This window comes from Dolichospermum flos-aquae CCAP 1403/13F (genome assembly GCF_012516395.1).
In the GTDB taxonomy this organism is placed as follows: Bacteria; Cyanobacteriota; Cyanobacteriia; order Cyanobacteriales; family Nostocaceae; genus Dolichospermum; species Dolichospermum lemmermannii.
In genome coordinates, this window is the sequence record NZ_CP051206.1 from 4,498,503 (window position 1) to 4,512,508 (window position 14,006).

The window sequence follows — 14,006 nt, forward strand, 5'->3', positions numbered from 1 at the left end:
CGTTTATAGTTAAATTTGTCCTAAATCTGCAATAAACGAGCTAAGAATTGGGGTAATGGTAAAATAATCAATAACAATAAAGCCATTGACATTAATCCCATAAAATCCCGTTTATTATCTAATTCTGTGACATCATTTAAAGCAGGTTCATCAATTAAGGGAACGAATAATAAAATAATTGCCCACAATAAAAATTCTTCTCTAATAAACGAAAGCATTAATAATAATAATCTAGCAATTTGACCAATGAAAACAGCAGTCCGTTGTCCAAACATAGCATGAACAATGTGACCACCATCTAGTTGTCCCACGGGCATCAAATTCAATGCGGTGACAATTAATCCTAAGAAACCTGCAACTGCAACTGGATGTAAATCAATGGCAGATTTTGCGGTTAATTCACTTCCCAAGGCTAATTTTGAAAGTAAAGCTAATAAAATCGAATATTGAGGATTAAGTGCATTGGGGTTTAACATTCCGGTTTTTTCCGGTAAAGCTACTATTTCCGAATGAGCTAAACCCCAAATCAATAAAGGTATAGTCATCATAAATCCTGCCAATGGTCCAGCAATACTGACATCAAATAAAGCTTTGCGGTGAGGGACAGGACTCCCCATTTTAATAAAAGCACCAAATGTTCCTAAGAAATAAGGTATAGGAATAAAATAAGGCAATGTGGAGCGAATTTTATAGAATCTTGCTGTTAAGTAATGACCTAGTTCATGAGTTCCTAAAATAGTTATTAACCCTAAAGCATAAGGTACACCGTTAAAAAATAATGTCAAATAAGATTCTAGCGAATTGACTTGAAAACCTGCAATTCTCAATCCGACAAAGGTAGTGCTAAATAAAGTTGCTACTAATAATAGTAATGCTAACCCTGGTCGAGTAATTTTTTCGGAATCGCGGTGGTTATTTTGTCTAACTACTTGAGGATTAGGAACTAAAACAAAGAAGGGTTTACCATTTATTCCTTCTTGAAATATGATGAGAAAGCGATCGCCAAATTGTCCTTCAATATTAGCTTTAATTTGCTCATAAGCCTCACTAGCCATAGTTCGCAACTGTCCCCGACAAATTACGGCTTGGGGACGATACTCAATATTTTGCACATAATATACAGACCAGGGAAAACAATTTCGTAGTTGACTTTCTTCTGCTAAATCAATGGGACGGACTGGTACTGTTTCTTGAGCAGAATTATTACTTGCTTGTCCCTGATTTTCTGGAGATTGATTTTGTGGATCTACGGGTAATTGCCGACCCCTATTAAACAATAGCCAATATAATAATAAACAACCCCCTGATATCCAGAGAATTAATGCTGATGGGGGAGCTTGTTTGATCCCATGTACCAGCGTCCAACCAGTCAATACAAATGCCGGTGTCATTAAAACCAACCACAATAACCATATAGGGGTTCTTGTAGCCCGTGCAACACTGTGCTGCATCATTAAATAAGTCAATGACCCCAAAACGAAAACGAGGAGAAACCAAAATGCCATATTATCTTCACTATGTTTGATAGAATGCCTTACCTATAATTTCTGTTACAGATTTTGATGACAAATAAGACTGCACGCCTTAATTTTTTAATCACAGTTAATAGTCATGGTAAATACACTGTAACCTGATTGTTCACCACTTCCGAATTTGAGTTTTTTCATTTATGTCTTCTTTTCCTCAGCAGTCCAGTCATCAGACTAAACAACCACGCTCTATATCCCTAAAAAGCCCATCAAAGGCGGAAAATCCTTTAGTTTTGACACCCAACAGTATTTTTGCTTTTCCACCTAATCGGGACACTTTAGGAGCAACATCTTACTTCATTATTACAAATGCAGGGAATATTCTCATAGATTGCCCAGCTTTAGAACAGATAAACCAGGATTTTTTGTCCTTGCATGGGGGAGTCAAGTGGTTTTTTATCAGTCATCGTGGTGCTATTGGTAAAGCCGCAGAATATCAGCAAATCTTAAATTGCGAAATTCTCATCCAAGAACAAGAAGCCTATTTATTGCCTGGTTCAACTGTCACCACTTTTACTGATGAGTTCACTCTTAATGCCACAACGCAAATAATTTGGACACCAGGCCATTCTCCAGGCTCTTCTTGTCTATACTATCGTGAATTTGACGGCGTGTTATTTTCTGGACGGCATTTACTTCCTAACCAGCACGGCGAACCTGTGCCACTACGCACTTCTAAAACTTTTCATTGGCCACGACAACTCAAAAGCGTTAAATTATTAAGCGATCGCTTTACACCACAAACCTTAACTTATTTATGCCCCGGAGCTAATACAGGTTATCTCAGGGGTAAACCCTGTATAGACCAAGCTTACCAAAAAATCACCAACTTGAATTTAGCAACTTTACGGGAACAGGGAACAGGGAAGGAAATTCTTCCCACTAACCACTGACAACTGTACGGGCGAAGCATTTGCAGAACTATTTTTGGCAATGACCGATAATTTATCTTCCAAATGCTTCGCCCCTACTGACAACTGACAACTAACTAATGACCCATTACCAATTTTTTACTCAAAAGTTCGATAGCCGCTTGATATTGAACATCTGCCTTTGTGCCGATTTGTTCACGGTTAAGTGATGTTTGGGGAATAATTTGATCTGGCTTAATTCCCAACTTATTAATATCTCGATGGTTAGGAGTTTCATATTTAGCAATTGTCACCGCCAAACCAGAACCGTCCGATAATTCAAACAAAGATTGAATTAAGCCCTTCCCAAAAGTCGTTTCCCCGACTAATTGGGCGCGATGATTATCTTGTAAAGCACCTGCGAGGATTTCGCTGGCGCTGGCAGTTCCTTGATTAACGATAATTACTAAAGGATCTGTGGTTAAGGCTGGACCAAAGGCTTCGTAAGTTCCCTGAATGCCTTGACGGTTGGCAGTGTAAACGATTGTGCCAGAGTCTAACCATAAACGAGCAATTTCAATTCCCGCTTGTAAGAGTCCACCCGGATTATTTCTTAAATCAAGAATATAGGCAGACGCGCCTTTTTTTTCTAGAATAGAAATAGCGTGTGCCAACTCAGTAACGGCATTGGCACTAAATTGACTCAGGGACAAATAACCAATCTTGGTTCCTTCCGGGGATAATCGTAAGTCAGAGACAACAGGATTAAGAGCAATGCGATCGCGCACCAAGATAACTTCCCGGTCCTTTTCTCCTTCCCTGCCAATTAAAAGCGTAACAACGCTGCCCCTTGATCCACGCATTCGTGCCGCAGCCTCATCAAGAGTCAAATTCTCTGTAGATAAACCCTCAATCTTCAAAATGCGATCGCGTGGTTTTAAATCCGCTTTGTCGGCTGGAGAATCTTCAATAGGTGTAATTACCTCCAAACCACCACGTGGATTGAGAGTAATTTGTAAACCCACCCCAGTTAATTCTCCAGCAGTGCTAACTTGCAAACTGCGATACTTCTCAGGCTCAAGAAACCGGGTAAAAGGATCATCCAGGCTCTTCAGCATAGACTGAATAGTAGAATAAGCTGCTTCATGGTTGGCAAAGTTGCCTTTTAACGCCTTTTGTCGCACATCAAGCCAGCTTTGATGGTTAAAAGTCCCATCTAAATAAGAGCGATTAACAATTCGCCACACTTCATAAACTAGCTTCTGTTCTGGGGTCAAAGCTGAAGCCGGAGGAACATATCCTGTCAACACCAAACCAAAAAGCAATAGTAGTAAACATCCTAGCCGCCAAAACCGTTTGTGAATGAACCCTAATTTCAGTGCCATCTCAGACTCAAATTCCCTAAAACTTTCTGTAATGATCAGTTGCTGATGAAATCTATCTCTCGACTATGTTACTTTTTTTATAGAAGAAGTGCATTCTTCTCATAAACTTGCTAGTCCAAATTTGTGAGATGTCCATTCTTCCTGATCAACGATAAAATCATCTTTGGGGTCAACATAGTTAACGTTGGCTCGTAAAGACAAGATACAGGAAGATTTCTCAAAAATAGGGTGAGTTACACCCGAATTTACGCTCGTGGACAAATAGAAGCCCATTCTCTTGGATGAAGCGAGAAGCGAACCCTCTAACTGAGGTTAGTTGAATAGTCACTCATGACTAAGCTTCGCATCACAAAACTTATCAACCGCAATCTATTTTTAGGAACTTAGGATTGTATGGCTAACGTTTATGACTGGTTTGAGGAACGCTTGGATCTCCAAGAAATTGCTGATGATATCACCACCAAATACGTACCTCCCCACGTTAACATCTTCTACTGTTTAGGTGGAATTACCCTAGTATGCTTCCTGATTCAGTTCGCCACTGGATTTGCGATGACATTCTACTACAAACCTACAGTTGCTGAAGCTTTCTCCTCTGTCGAGTACATCATGAATGAAGTCAACTTCGGTTGGTTAATTCGCTCCATTCACCGCTGGTCAGCCAGCATGATGGTATTAATGATGATTCTCCACACCTTCCGCGTTTATCTAACTGGTGGCTTCAAAAAGCCCCGCGAATTAACCTGGATCAGTGGTGTTATCCTCGCAGTTATCACCGTTTCCTTCGGTGTAACAGGCTACTCTCTGCCTTGGGATCAAGTTGGTTACTGGGCTGTAAAAATTGTTAGTGGTGTACCAGAAGCCATTCCCGTAGTCGGCGTTCTCATCTCCGATTTACTCCGTGGTGGTTCTAGTGTTGGTCAAGCTACACTTACCCGCTACTATAGCGCTCACACCTTCGTTCTTCCTTGGTTAATTGCCGTCTTCATGTTGTTCCACTTCCTGATGATTCGCAAACAAGGTATTTCTGGACCTTTGTAATCAAAGTTATTAGCAAATAGGCAAAACTTGTGTTTCCAGATCATCGTAGTTTGTTTTAAACTAAAGAGAAAATAACTTGTAAGTTGTAGACATAAACTACCATCGGAAACTTGAGCTAGTTGTATTGTTGATAGCTTTCACCAATTCTTTAACTTCACTTCAGTCGGAGAGCGAATTTAAAAATGTCAACGCAAAAAAAACCGGATCTGAGCGATCCCAAATTGAGAGCTAAACTTGCCCAAGGCATGGGTCACAATTACTATGGTGAACCTGCTTGGCCCAACGATTTGCTCTATATATTCCCAGTCGTCATTATGGGTTCTTTCGCCTGTATTGTGGCTCTAGCAACTCTAGATCCCGCGATGATCGGTGAACCAGCCAATCCTTTCGCTACTCCTTTGGAAATTTTGCCAGAGTGGTACTTATATCCTGTATTCCAGATTCTCCGCTCATTACCTAGTAAACTATTAGGTGTATTAGCAATGGCTGCTGTCCCCTTGGGACTAATTCTCGTTCCTTTCTTGGAAAACGTGAATAAGTTTCAAAACCCCTTCCGTCGCCCTGTAGCAACAACAGTATTTCTTTTTGGGACTCTTGTTACCCTGTGGCTAGGTATTGGTGCTGCACTCCCATTAGACAAATCCTTAACTTTAGGATTGTTCTAAGATAGTTCAGTCAAAACTAAATCCAGTAACGTCTGTAATTTTCAAGAGCATATACGGGATAATATCTGACAAACAACTAGTACAATACGGCGTAAGTTAAGCAACCATTAAAAATCCCTGAAAAGCTTATACCATCTGCTTTTTAATTTTTAATTGTTAATTTTTAATTCCGCCCTGCGGTACTAGCCGTAAATCTTTTATGGTCTACTTGTTACTGATATTTCAAAAGAGATATGCTTTTGAAGATCAACAGACGTTAACTAAATTCCTAAATGTGAAATTATCAAATCACAAAAAAACGCAAATACTTTTCAATTACTTTCTATTCAAGTCACGGTCAATGCTTAGCATAGTGCAGCAAGACCATCAAACGGTAAAGAGCGATCTTAAACTCTTGATCCAAGTACAACAATGGTTTGAAGAATTCTGTGAGCGATATTTACCTAAATATGGCTGGTCAGATACCCAAGTTTATTGTCTTAACCTAGCATTAGCAGAAGGCTTTACCAACGCAGTTCGTCATGCTCATCATGCTTTACCACCGGAAACAACTATAGAAATTCAAGTCAGTTTATGGATTGATAAACTGGAAATAAGAATTTGGGATTATGGAAAACCATTTAATCCTGACGTGATCACTGAGCCAGAACCGGGGACTCTGCAAGTAGGTGGATATGGGTGGTTTTTACTCCGCCGTTTGGCAGATAAAGTAGTCTATGAACGTGATTCAGATACTAGAAATTGCCTGTTAATTGTTAAATATTGTTTAGAAGGACAACATTAAGAATCAGCACCGCCAAGGGGAAGTTAAAAGTCAAAATGATGACAGTTTGGGGTTATTGTCTGATATTTCTGGTGATCAGACGCAACGAAAGCAATTTTCTTCCGCATCAAAAATAATATTTAAAGAAGAATTAATATTTCATGATCGTCTAGCTGATTTTTGCATAATAACCTCGCAAGCAAACTTGAGGATTGTATATTTAGAAGCAATGGCTGATGAAATACCTGTATTACTGGGGGATAACCCAGGACTAAACTCGCTATCCTAGAGTCAATAGCACAAAGAAAGAGACATGACCTTTAAAAACTTGCAATTCAATTTTGAAAAGATCCGCCCTTGGTTGACCCTGTTAGCAATCGCCTGGCTATTAGCATCATTGGGATTAGGCTGGTTAGTTAATTCTTTAGTAATTATTTTGGGGTTATTGTTTTTTTTACCTGTGGTAGCATTCTTGGGGTTTCGTTGGTGGTTAGCAAAAAATCTAGTTACTAACCAGTGTCCCGTATGTGGATATGAATTAACAGGGGTAAATAATAGCCAAGTACAATGTGTTAACTGCGGTGAACAACTATTAGTTAAAAACTTTCAATTCCAACGCTTCACACCGGAAGGAACAATTGATGTGACAGCGGTTGAAGTTCAAGCCCAATCACTGGAAGATTAGCACCGCAAGGCGGAAGTCAAAAGTCAAAAGTCAAAAGTCAAAAGTAAGATGGAGTAAGATTTTTGGCGATTGGGAATGGTTGTCTCATTTACGCCGCAGTGTATTAGTAAGTTGTCGGTTGTCGGTTGGAATCTATCTAGAAGGGTGAACTCATGAAAGTTGCCCATTGATCTAGATTTTTGAAAAAATGTGGTTGTTGTAGTTCAGAAAGCCAAAGAATCAAGGCATCCTCATTGTTATCTTTGTAATAACCCCGTCGTTTTCCCGCAGTTTTGAAACCAAACTTTTGATACAAAGAAATAGCAACGTAGTTAGAATCGCGGACTTCGAGGGTAGCTCTTTCCAAACCAAGATCAGCCGCAGTTTGCAGAAGGGAATATAATAAGGCTTTTCCTAGCCCTTGACCATGATATTGGGGATGAACTGCCAAAATTGTAATGTGTGCTTCTTCTAGAATTGACCAAAAGCACCCCATTCCCAAGAGTTCAGAATGATTAAAAGGGGAAAATAAACCCAAAAAATGACTATTAGGACTTTCTAACTCCCGCAGGTAGCCTTCCATAGTCCATAAACCATCAAAACAAGCTTTATCTAGTTCTAATAGTTCAGTTAAATTATCTGTGGTTAAAGATTGAATTTTTAAGTCGGATGAAATCACAATTTTTGAGGATTGAGGAAGGTTAATTACCAATTACCAATTATCCATTACCAATGAGAGGTTAAACTGGAAATCAGGACATATACTCATGGCCTGATTTTTCACAAAGACAACTCTTATTAGTTATGGTATCGACTTACCCCGTCGAATTTCAACTTTCTGGCCGTCAATATTTACAGTCAACAACTGGTGACAGTGCTGATATTTCTCCTAACCAACAACTCTTACCTTTGACAGCAAGAGTTAATGATCATGATCATCTGGAAATCGGTGGGTGTGATGTCACAACCCTAGTTGAACAGTTTGCTTCACCTTTATATATTTTAGATGAGGAAACCCTGCGGACAGCTTGTAGGCAATATCGAGATACCTTTAAGGAATATTACCAGGGAGAATCTCAGGTACTTTATGCTTCTAAGGCATGGAATTGTTTAGCTGTTTGTGCCATTGTTGCCTCAGAAGGGTTAGGAATTGATGTAGTATCCGGTGGCGAACTTTATACTGCGCTGAATGCGGGTATGAGTCCTGATAAGATTTACTTACATGGAAATAACAAATCTCATGATGAGTTAGTTTTAGCGATTCAGTCTGGATGTACTATTGTAGCGGATAACTGGCATGAATTAGATCTGCTGGTGAAGATAGCAGGGGAGAACACAGAAAATTCTGATCTTTCACCCATTCGGATTATGCTACGCTTAACTCCCGGGATAGAATGCCATACTCACGAATATATTCGTACTGGACACTTAGATAGTAAATTTGGTTTTGATCCCCATGGTTTACAAGAAGTATTTGCTTTTGTAAGTAAGCAGCCTAGTTTAAACTGTGTGGGGTTACACGCTCATATTGGTTCACAAATTTTTGAACGTCAACCACATAGAGATTTAGCTGCTGTGATGGTGCAGTGGTTAAGAGATGCGGCTAAACATGGATTAAAGGTGACAGAATTAAATGTTGGTGGTGGTTTAGGGATTAGATATACAGAATCTGATGATCCACCAAGCATTGTGGAATGGTCTAAGGCGATTTGTGAGGTTGTACAAACTGCTTGTATCTCGGAAAATCTGCCTTTACCAAAGTTACTCTGTGAACCAGGGCGATCGCTCATAGCCACATCTTGCGTCACTGCTTATACTGTTGGTGCTACGAAGGTTATTCCCGAAATTCGCACCTACGTAGCGATTGATGGCGGAATGTCCGATAATCCCCGCCCTATCACCTACCAATCAGTTTATCGGGTAGTAGTTGCTAATAAAATATCTACCCCCTGCACTGAAACGGTCACATTAGCTGGTAAACACTGCGAATCAGGGGATATTCTGATTAAAAATGCCCAACTACCAAAAACTGAAGCAAATGATATTCTCGTAGTTATGGGAACTGGTGCGTACAATTACAGTATGGCATCTAATTACAATCGTCTCCCCCGACCGGCAGCAGTTGTAGTGGCAAATGGTGAAGCAAATTTAATTTTGCAGCGCGAAACTTATCAAGATTTGATTCGACAAGATTGCCTACCGGAAAGACTTAAATAGTCATTAGTCCTTGGTCATTAGTCATTAGCTAAGAGGTTGTTTGAAAAGTATTAGATGAAACCAATAATTTCCAAAAACCTAACCCCCCAGCCCCCCTTCCCTGCGAGGGAATGGGGGTTTCAAAGCCTCTCCCCGACGCGGGGAGAGGTTTGGAGAGGGGTTTATTTATACATTAAAAACTTTTCAAACATCCTCTAAGAACCAATGACTAATGACTAAGAATCCAGATGTCTTGACACTCTCATGGCTTCAGCCACTGAGATTCTGCGGACAGAGTAAAACTCTCGCTGCGACCGTCAAACGCCGACTAAACGCTCAAAACAACTACCAACTAAGGTGTTGAAATTGCGCTTACTTTTGTTCAAAATGCTATGGCTAAAGCCACGCTGCGCTATCGGAATCTGTCACTAAGCCTGTGGCACGGTACGCTCAGTCAACCTGCCATTGCTTGCTCTTTCTCGTCATACTGCCGTTAGAAAATCTAACCGTTGTTTCACAGGAGCCGGGATTTCTCCGTACTAGGATGCTTCAATACGTAGACAATAATTCTTACTCGCAATTTAATTTTACCACAAATGTCACGGCGACTTTAATCGCTCGTGTCGCTTCCCTCTCAGGTCTGAAGACTCTGAGTTTCCTGCATACGGCGAGGTTTTATGAGAGATTGGTGGAAGCAATGGCTGATAAACCTGGGAGATAGGTCACAGTCCTTGTTCCTTGGGACTCTGGATATAATGTTAGTGCTGGCACTGACATACATGATCCTGGTTATTATTAGTGAACGGCGCACTTTATGGATGGTGCGAGGGTTTATAGTCTTAATGCTCTGCTCGGCACTCAGTGGCAAATTGGGATTACCCCTCCTAAATTTTGTCCTGGAAAAATTGGTGATTGGCTGTGCTGTGGCTATGGCTGTGGCACTGCAATCAGAATTTCGCCGTTTTTTAGAACAATTGGGACGTGGTGAATTTTGGCAGTTATTTCGGAATAACGCTAGAGCAATTCCTAAGTCGGATAGTGTAATTGATGAAATTGTTGATGCAATTAAAGAGTTATCAAAAAATCGGATTGGCGCTTTACTAATTTTAGAAACTACAGGACCTATTGAAGAACAAGATTTCTCCGTTCCAGGAGTGAAGCTAAATGCTGAAGTTTCTAAAGAACTGATCCAAACTATTTTTCAACCGAAAACTTTGTTACATGATGGAGCAACGTTAATTCGTGGTTCGCGCATTGTATCATCTGGTATAATTTTACCACTTTCAGGACGCACAGCGTCGCGGCAGTTGGGAACACGCCATCGGGCGGCAATGGGAATTACTGAAAGGGTCGAAAATTGTATTTGTGTTGTTGTATCAGAAGAAACGGGTTCTATTTCCTTAGCGGAAAAGGGAACTCTATATAGACCACTAACTATTAAAAAGCTCAAAGAGTCTTTAGAGACTCGATTCTCTCCCACTGTAGATCGGGAAGCTCATGCACCTGGTCTTTTCAGTTTAGTTCGTCAACTTGGTGATCAATCACTAAAATTAATGTCCCGGTTACTTAGACTACCTTGTCTTCGACACGCTACCCGTAGAGGTACGACCGCTTCTCAAGATAAAAAATGAAAACACAACAAACTGAATTGCAATATTTACCTCTTGATTTAAAACAAGAATTACTCCCTCAGCACGTCGCGGTAATTATGGATGGTAATGGCCGATGGGCAAAAAGTCGTGGTCTACCCCGGATGATGGGTCATAAAGCCGGTGTAAATGTTCTCAAGGATTTACTGCACTGTTGCAAAGACTGGGGAATTAAAGCACTAACTGCCTATGCTTTTTCAACGGAGAATTGGCAAAGACCAGAGGAGGAGGTAGAATTTTTGATGAATCTATTTCAGCGCGTTTTACGACAAGAACTGCGGGAAATGGTGGAGGAAAATGTGCAAATTCAGTTTGTGGGTAATTTATCGGCTTTACCACAGGCTCTTCAGGCTGAGATTTCCCATTCTATGGATCAAACTAAGGATAATCGCAGTATTCGGTTTACAATAGCGACTAATTATGGGGGTAGACAGGAGATTTTACAAGCTTGTCGGGCGATCGCTCAAAAGGTAAAAGCAGGTTTAATCAACCCTGAAGATATATCTGAAGAAGTATTTGAAGCTCATTTATATACGGCTGGAATAGCAGATCCAGATTTATTAATTCGCACCAGTGGAGAAATGCGATTATCGAATTTCTTACTTTGGCAAATGGCTTATAGTGAAATTTATATTTCTGATACTCTCTGGCCGGATTTTAACCGTCATGAATTTCATCGCGCTTTATCTGCTTATCAACAACGAGAACGTCGTTTTGGGAAAGTCTGACAATTTTGGATTTTAGATTGGTGCCAAATTTAAACTTTTAAATCCCAAATCCCAAATCCCAAATCCCAAATCCCAAATCCCAAATTAGATTATGTCCCTGAAAAAACGGCTTCTTCGATATCTTCCCGACTCAGGGAATATTTAAAGGAACGTTGAATATCTTGACGGTTTTCTCCTGATTGAAAATAGCGAACTGTAATTTGTTCAGTATCTAACCAAAGTTCCGCTTCCCAACTAGATCGTTGGACACGCCAACAATGTAGTTGGGTATCGTCTTGTTGACAACCTTGGTTTTTTAGCCATTGTTCAATTTGTGGTAAAGAATGACTATACAGTGGCGTATTAGCGGAAAGCATAAGCAATTCAATTCAATTCAAAATTATTGGTGATTTTAGAGGTGAGAAATTGAGTTTAACTGATTGCTTCTCCACGGAGAATGGCGATCGCAATCGCTAATAGCATACAACCAACAATGGTTAACCCCAAAATAAATAATACAAATATTTCTCCAGAAGACAAAGGGCGATCTGTAGCATCAAGATACATTGATTTGGAAAAATCGTAAGGCTTATGTACAGACTGGTTTAAATCGGGTGGTGCTTGAATTACGCCAAAACGGGAATAACCCACTTTCAAATCATAGCTCAATCGTCGTTCTGGGTTACAGAGGGTAGCGTAGGCTGTGTTTATTTGCTGAAATTTAGCAGTAGCAATATTAGCAGGTAATTCTGTCGTATCTGGATGATAGAGTTTGCTCAGTTCTCGATAAGCGCGACGAATATCAATTACTGATGCTCCAGGATAGAGTCCTAGCAGGGAGTAATAGGTAATTTCGCTGCTGTGTGGGACTTCCTCATTTTGGTTTACGGTTTTTTGAGTCACTTTGCTCAAAGAAGTTTTTTATATTCTAAATCTCTTGGGTAGCTATAGCAGAAACAGCCACAAAACATCTTATAATATGTATTATTCAGCATTTTATTAGATGCGATGCCAACTAGAATTAATCTCCAAAATATCCAAACTCTTACCGATTTCAAACGTAACGCCAAAGACTACGTAGAAAAAATTAAGTCTACAAAATCCCCACTGGTGCTGACTGTCAATGGCAAAGCTGAGGTTGTAGTGCAGGAAGCACAAGAATTTCAACAGATGTTAGATCGACTGCAAAACCTTGAGGAAGAACTGCAAAAACTCAAATTAGCAGCTTTACGCAATGAAATTAATATTGGTATTCAGCAACTAGAAAACGGTGAGTACACTGAATATGATGAAGAGTCACTGACCAATTTTTTTGCAAATATTAAAGGGCGAGTCCAGAAAAATTTGGCTGATAGTGGTTCTGTATGAGTCAATTTCGGATTTCTAGCCAAGCAGCAGGAGATATTGAGAATATCTGGAAATACGTGGCGCAAAATAACTCCAAAGCTGCTGATAAAATGTTTGATACATTGCGAACCACTTTTCCCAAATTAGCCAAATTTCCCCAAATGGGTAAAGAACGCCCTGAACTAGCTTATTCTCTGCGAAGTTTCCCTGTAAAAAGCTACTTAATTTTTTACCGAGCCATTGATCAAGGTATTGAAATTGTCCGTATCTTACATGGTTCACAAGATATAGAGGGAATTCTTCATGATCTAGAAAATACAGAGGATGAAGAAATAGCCCTGGAATAAATAGAATCTGATATGAATTATCAATTGACAATTGATAGCTACCTGTGCAAAATTAATTGAATATTTTAAATGTTGGGTTTCCTTGCGTCAACCCAACCTACATAAAGTGTATTTTTTTATAAAATGTCAGGGTCAATATTCAATTCTCTGAGTTTGGCAGCTAAACGTTCTGCACGTTGTGTGGCTTCTTCTGCGAATTGGGTCTGTTGTTCTGCGAGTTGGGTTTGTTGTTCTGCACGTTGGTTTGCTTGTACTCCATATTCTTCTGGTGTTAGCATTAATTGTCCTTCTGGCATAAAATAACGCAATTTACCGTCATGGACACCCAAATATAAATTTAGTTGCTGACTCCATAATAAACCTTGAGAATTGGGTTCTATCGGTTGATATGTTCCACCAAACAAGATAAAACCAGCAAATTCTAAATTTTGCGGATTAAACCAGAAATATTCAGGTGTGCGGAAAATATCTTGATAAATTTGTTTTTTTAACCCTTTATCAGTGGACGCAGTAGAGGGAGAAAGCAATTCTATAATAAGGTTAGGATATTTACCACCTTCCTCCCAGACTACCCAACTATTTCGCTCGCGGTTTTCTGTATCCAGCACTAGGAAAAAATCTGGACCACGAAAATCTTTAATTTTAATTTGCCGAGGACTGTAATAAACAGTCATGTTCCCGGCAACAAAATAGTCATTAATTTTATTTATATCTCGCCACCACCAATTGAGACATTGGATTAGTAGTAGCATTTGTTGTAGATGTAAAGATGATTCCAAAGGGGGTTCGTCACTTTCTAGATTACTTGGTGGAAATACTACATCTAAACCGGGTTCAATATTTTGGGTGACGGTCATAGCTG

The 14,006-nt window shown here is 39.8% G+C and carries 18 protein-coding genes; 10 read left to right on the forward strand and 8 right to left on the reverse strand.

Going from position 1 to position 14,006, the window contains the following annotated elements; translation table 11 throughout:
- Positions 1–20 precede the first annotated feature (20 nt).
- A complete protein-coding gene (locus tag HGD76_RS21490; RefSeq protein WP_168696980.1) occupies positions 21–1,505 on the reverse strand; it encodes a site-2 protease family protein in 1,485 nt (494 codons plus the stop codon).
- 164 nt (positions 1,506–1,669) lie between these two features.
- Here HGD76_RS21490 and HGD76_RS21495 point away from each other — a divergent pair, with 164 nt between their 5' ends.
- Positions 1,670–2,422, forward strand: coding sequence for an MBL fold metallo-hydrolase (locus HGD76_RS21495; protein WP_168696981.1), 753 nt, complete (start codon positions 1,670–1,672; stop codon positions 2,420–2,422).
- Here HGD76_RS21495 and HGD76_RS26015 read toward each other — a convergent pair.
- The 3 genes from HGD76_RS26015 to HGD76_RS21505 form a co-directional block, all read right to left on the reverse strand.
- Entirely contained in the window at positions 2,375–2,506 is a 132-nt protein-coding gene (locus HGD76_RS26015) for a hypothetical protein (RefSeq protein ID WP_267904284.1), read from the reverse strand. The genes HGD76_RS21495 and HGD76_RS26015 overlap by 48 nt on opposite strands.
- A gap of 11 nt (positions 2,507–2,517) precedes the next feature.
- On the reverse strand, positions 2,518–3,765 hold the full coding sequence (ctpA, locus tag HGD76_RS21500; protein WP_168696982.1) for a carboxyl-terminal processing protease CtpA: 1,248 nt from the start codon (positions 3,763–3,765) through the stop codon (positions 2,518–2,520).
- A 99-nt stretch (positions 3,766–3,864) separates the two neighbouring features.
- Positions 3,865–4,026 carry a hypothetical protein gene (locus HGD76_RS21505; protein WP_168696983.1) on the reverse strand — a complete coding sequence of 54 codons (162 nt, stop codon included), beginning with the start codon at positions 4,024–4,026 and terminating at the stop codon, positions 3,865–3,867.
- A 132-nt stretch (positions 4,027–4,158) separates the two neighbouring features.
- Here HGD76_RS21505 and petB point away from each other — a divergent pair, with 132 nt between their 5' ends.
- From petB to HGD76_RS21525, 4 genes are all read left to right on the forward strand, one after another.
- Positions 4,159–4,806, forward strand: coding sequence for a cytochrome b6 (petB, locus tag HGD76_RS21510; RefSeq protein ID WP_015083377.1), 648 nt, complete (start codon positions 4,159–4,161; stop codon positions 4,804–4,806).
- Positions 4,807–4,988: 182 nt separating this feature from the next.
- Positions 4,989–5,471 (forward strand): cytochrome b6-f complex subunit IV, encoded by a 483-nt coding sequence (gene petD / locus HGD76_RS21515; RefSeq protein WP_015083376.1) that lies wholly within the window; start codon positions 4,989–4,991, stop codon positions 5,469–5,471.
- Between the two features lie 340 nt (positions 5,472–5,811).
- Positions 5,812–6,255 (forward strand): ATP-binding protein, encoded by a 444-nt coding sequence (locus HGD76_RS21520; protein WP_015083375.1) that lies wholly within the window; start codon positions 5,812–5,814, stop codon positions 6,253–6,255.
- A gap of 292 nt (positions 6,256–6,547) precedes the next feature.
- Positions 6,548–6,919: a hypothetical protein gene (locus HGD76_RS21525; protein ID WP_148763880.1), complete on the forward strand. Its 372-nt coding sequence runs from the start codon at positions 6,548–6,550 to the stop codon at positions 6,917–6,919.
- A 136-nt stretch (positions 6,920–7,055) separates the two neighbouring features.
- On the opposite strand, the gene rimI is transcribed toward HGD76_RS21525, so the two are convergent.
- Positions 7,056–7,577 (reverse strand): ribosomal protein S18-alanine N-acetyltransferase, encoded by a 522-nt coding sequence (gene rimI, locus HGD76_RS21530; protein WP_168696984.1) that lies wholly within the window; start codon positions 7,575–7,577, stop codon positions 7,056–7,058.
- A 125-nt stretch (positions 7,578–7,702) separates the two neighbouring features.
- On the opposite strand from rimI, the gene lysA reads away from it, so the two are divergent.
- The 3 genes from lysA to uppS all read left to right on the forward strand — a co-directional run bounded on the left by lysA (position 7,703) and on the right by uppS (position 11,471).
- On the forward strand, positions 7,703–9,115 hold the full coding sequence (gene lysA, locus HGD76_RS21535; RefSeq protein WP_168696985.1) for a diaminopimelate decarboxylase: 1,413 nt from the start codon (positions 7,703–7,705) through the stop codon (positions 9,113–9,115).
- Between the two features lie 656 nt (positions 9,116–9,771).
- Positions 9,772–10,725, forward strand: coding sequence for a diadenylate cyclase CdaA (cdaA, locus tag HGD76_RS21545; protein WP_015083371.1), 954 nt, complete (start codon positions 9,772–9,774; stop codon positions 10,723–10,725).
- A complete protein-coding gene (gene uppS / locus HGD76_RS21550; protein ID WP_168631919.1) occupies positions 10,722–11,471 on the forward strand; it encodes an undecaprenyl pyrophosphate synthase in 750 nt (249 codons plus the stop codon). The genes cdaA and uppS overlap by 4 nt, the downstream gene beginning before the upstream one ends.
- A gap of 89 nt (positions 11,472–11,560) precedes the next feature.
- Here the strand turns inward: uppS and HGD76_RS21555 are convergent, their stop codons facing one another.
- Positions 11,561–11,827 carry a DUF3143 domain-containing protein gene (locus HGD76_RS21555; RefSeq protein WP_168696986.1) on the reverse strand — a complete coding sequence of 89 codons (267 nt, stop codon included), beginning with the start codon at positions 11,825–11,827 and terminating at the stop codon, positions 11,561–11,563.
- Between the two features lie 55 nt (positions 11,828–11,882).
- Positions 11,883–12,353 carry a J domain-containing protein gene (locus tag HGD76_RS21560; protein ID WP_168631918.1) on the reverse strand — a complete coding sequence of 157 codons (471 nt, stop codon included), beginning with the start codon at positions 12,351–12,353 and terminating at the stop codon, positions 11,883–11,885.
- A gap of 105 nt (positions 12,354–12,458) precedes the next feature.
- Between HGD76_RS21560 and HGD76_RS21565 the strand changes: the two genes are divergently transcribed.
- Positions 12,459–12,818: a type II toxin-antitoxin system Phd/YefM family antitoxin gene (locus tag HGD76_RS21565; RefSeq protein ID WP_168696987.1), complete on the forward strand. Its 360-nt coding sequence runs from the start codon at positions 12,459–12,461 to the stop codon at positions 12,816–12,818.
- Positions 12,815–13,144: a type II toxin-antitoxin system RelE/ParE family toxin gene (locus HGD76_RS21570; RefSeq protein ID WP_168696988.1), complete on the forward strand. Its 330-nt coding sequence runs from the start codon at positions 12,815–12,817 to the stop codon at positions 13,142–13,144. Before HGD76_RS21565 ends, HGD76_RS21570 begins: the two co-directional genes overlap by 4 nt.
- 116 nt (positions 13,145–13,260) lie before the next feature.
- Here HGD76_RS21570 and HGD76_RS21575 read toward each other — a convergent pair whose 3' ends face one another.
- On the reverse strand, positions 13,261–14,001 hold the full coding sequence (locus tag HGD76_RS21575; RefSeq protein ID WP_168696989.1) for a Uma2 family endonuclease: 741 nt from the start codon (positions 13,999–14,001) through the stop codon (positions 13,261–13,263).
- Positions 14,002–14,006: the final 5 nt, after the last annotated feature.

Bases quoted from the DNA above. Each gene is read 5' to 3' on its own strand.
- petB (WP_015083377.1), top strand. From the start codon at position 4,159: ATGGCTAACGTTTATGACTGGTTTGAGGAACGCTTGGATCTCCAAGAA.
- HGD76_RS21520 (WP_015083375.1), top strand. From the start codon at position 5,812: ATGCTTAGCATAGTGCAGCAAGACCATCAAACGGTAAAGAGCGATCTT.
- HGD76_RS21495 (WP_168696981.1), top strand. From the start codon at position 1,670: ATGTCTTCTTTTCCTCAGCAGTCCAGTCATCAGACTAAACAACCACGC.
- HGD76_RS21575 (WP_168696989.1), bottom strand. From the start codon at position 14,001: ATGACCGTCACCCAAAATATTGAACCCGGTTTAGATGTAGTATTTCCA.
- HGD76_RS21490 (WP_168696980.1), bottom strand. From the start codon at position 1,505: ATGGCATTTTGGTTTCTCCTCGTTTTCGTTTTGGGGTCATTGACTTAT.
- uppS (WP_168631919.1), top strand. From the start codon at position 10,722: ATGAAAACACAACAAACTGAATTGCAATATTTACCTCTTGATTTAAAA.
- petD (WP_015083376.1), top strand. From the start codon at position 4,989: ATGTCAACGCAAAAAAAACCGGATCTGAGCGATCCCAAATTGAGAGCT.
- ctpA (WP_168696982.1), bottom strand. From the start codon at position 3,765: ATGGCACTGAAATTAGGGTTCATTCACAAACGGTTTTGGCGGCTAGGA.
- HGD76_RS21555 (WP_168696986.1), bottom strand. From the start codon at position 11,827: ATGCTTTCCGCTAATACGCCACTGTATAGTCATTCTTTACCACAAATT.
- HGD76_RS21525 (WP_148763880.1), top strand. From the start codon at position 6,548: ATGACCTTTAAAAACTTGCAATTCAATTTTGAAAAGATCCGCCCTTGG.
- cdaA (WP_015083371.1), top strand. From the start codon at position 9,772: ATGAGAGATTGGTGGAAGCAATGGCTGATAAACCTGGGAGATAGGTCA.
- lysA (WP_168696985.1), top strand. From the start codon at position 7,703: ATGGTATCGACTTACCCCGTCGAATTTCAACTTTCTGGCCGTCAATAT.
- HGD76_RS21565 (WP_168696987.1), top strand. From the start codon at position 12,459: ATGCCAACTAGAATTAATCTCCAAAATATCCAAACTCTTACCGATTTC.
- HGD76_RS21570 (WP_168696988.1), top strand. From the start codon at position 12,815: ATGAGTCAATTTCGGATTTCTAGCCAAGCAGCAGGAGATATTGAGAAT.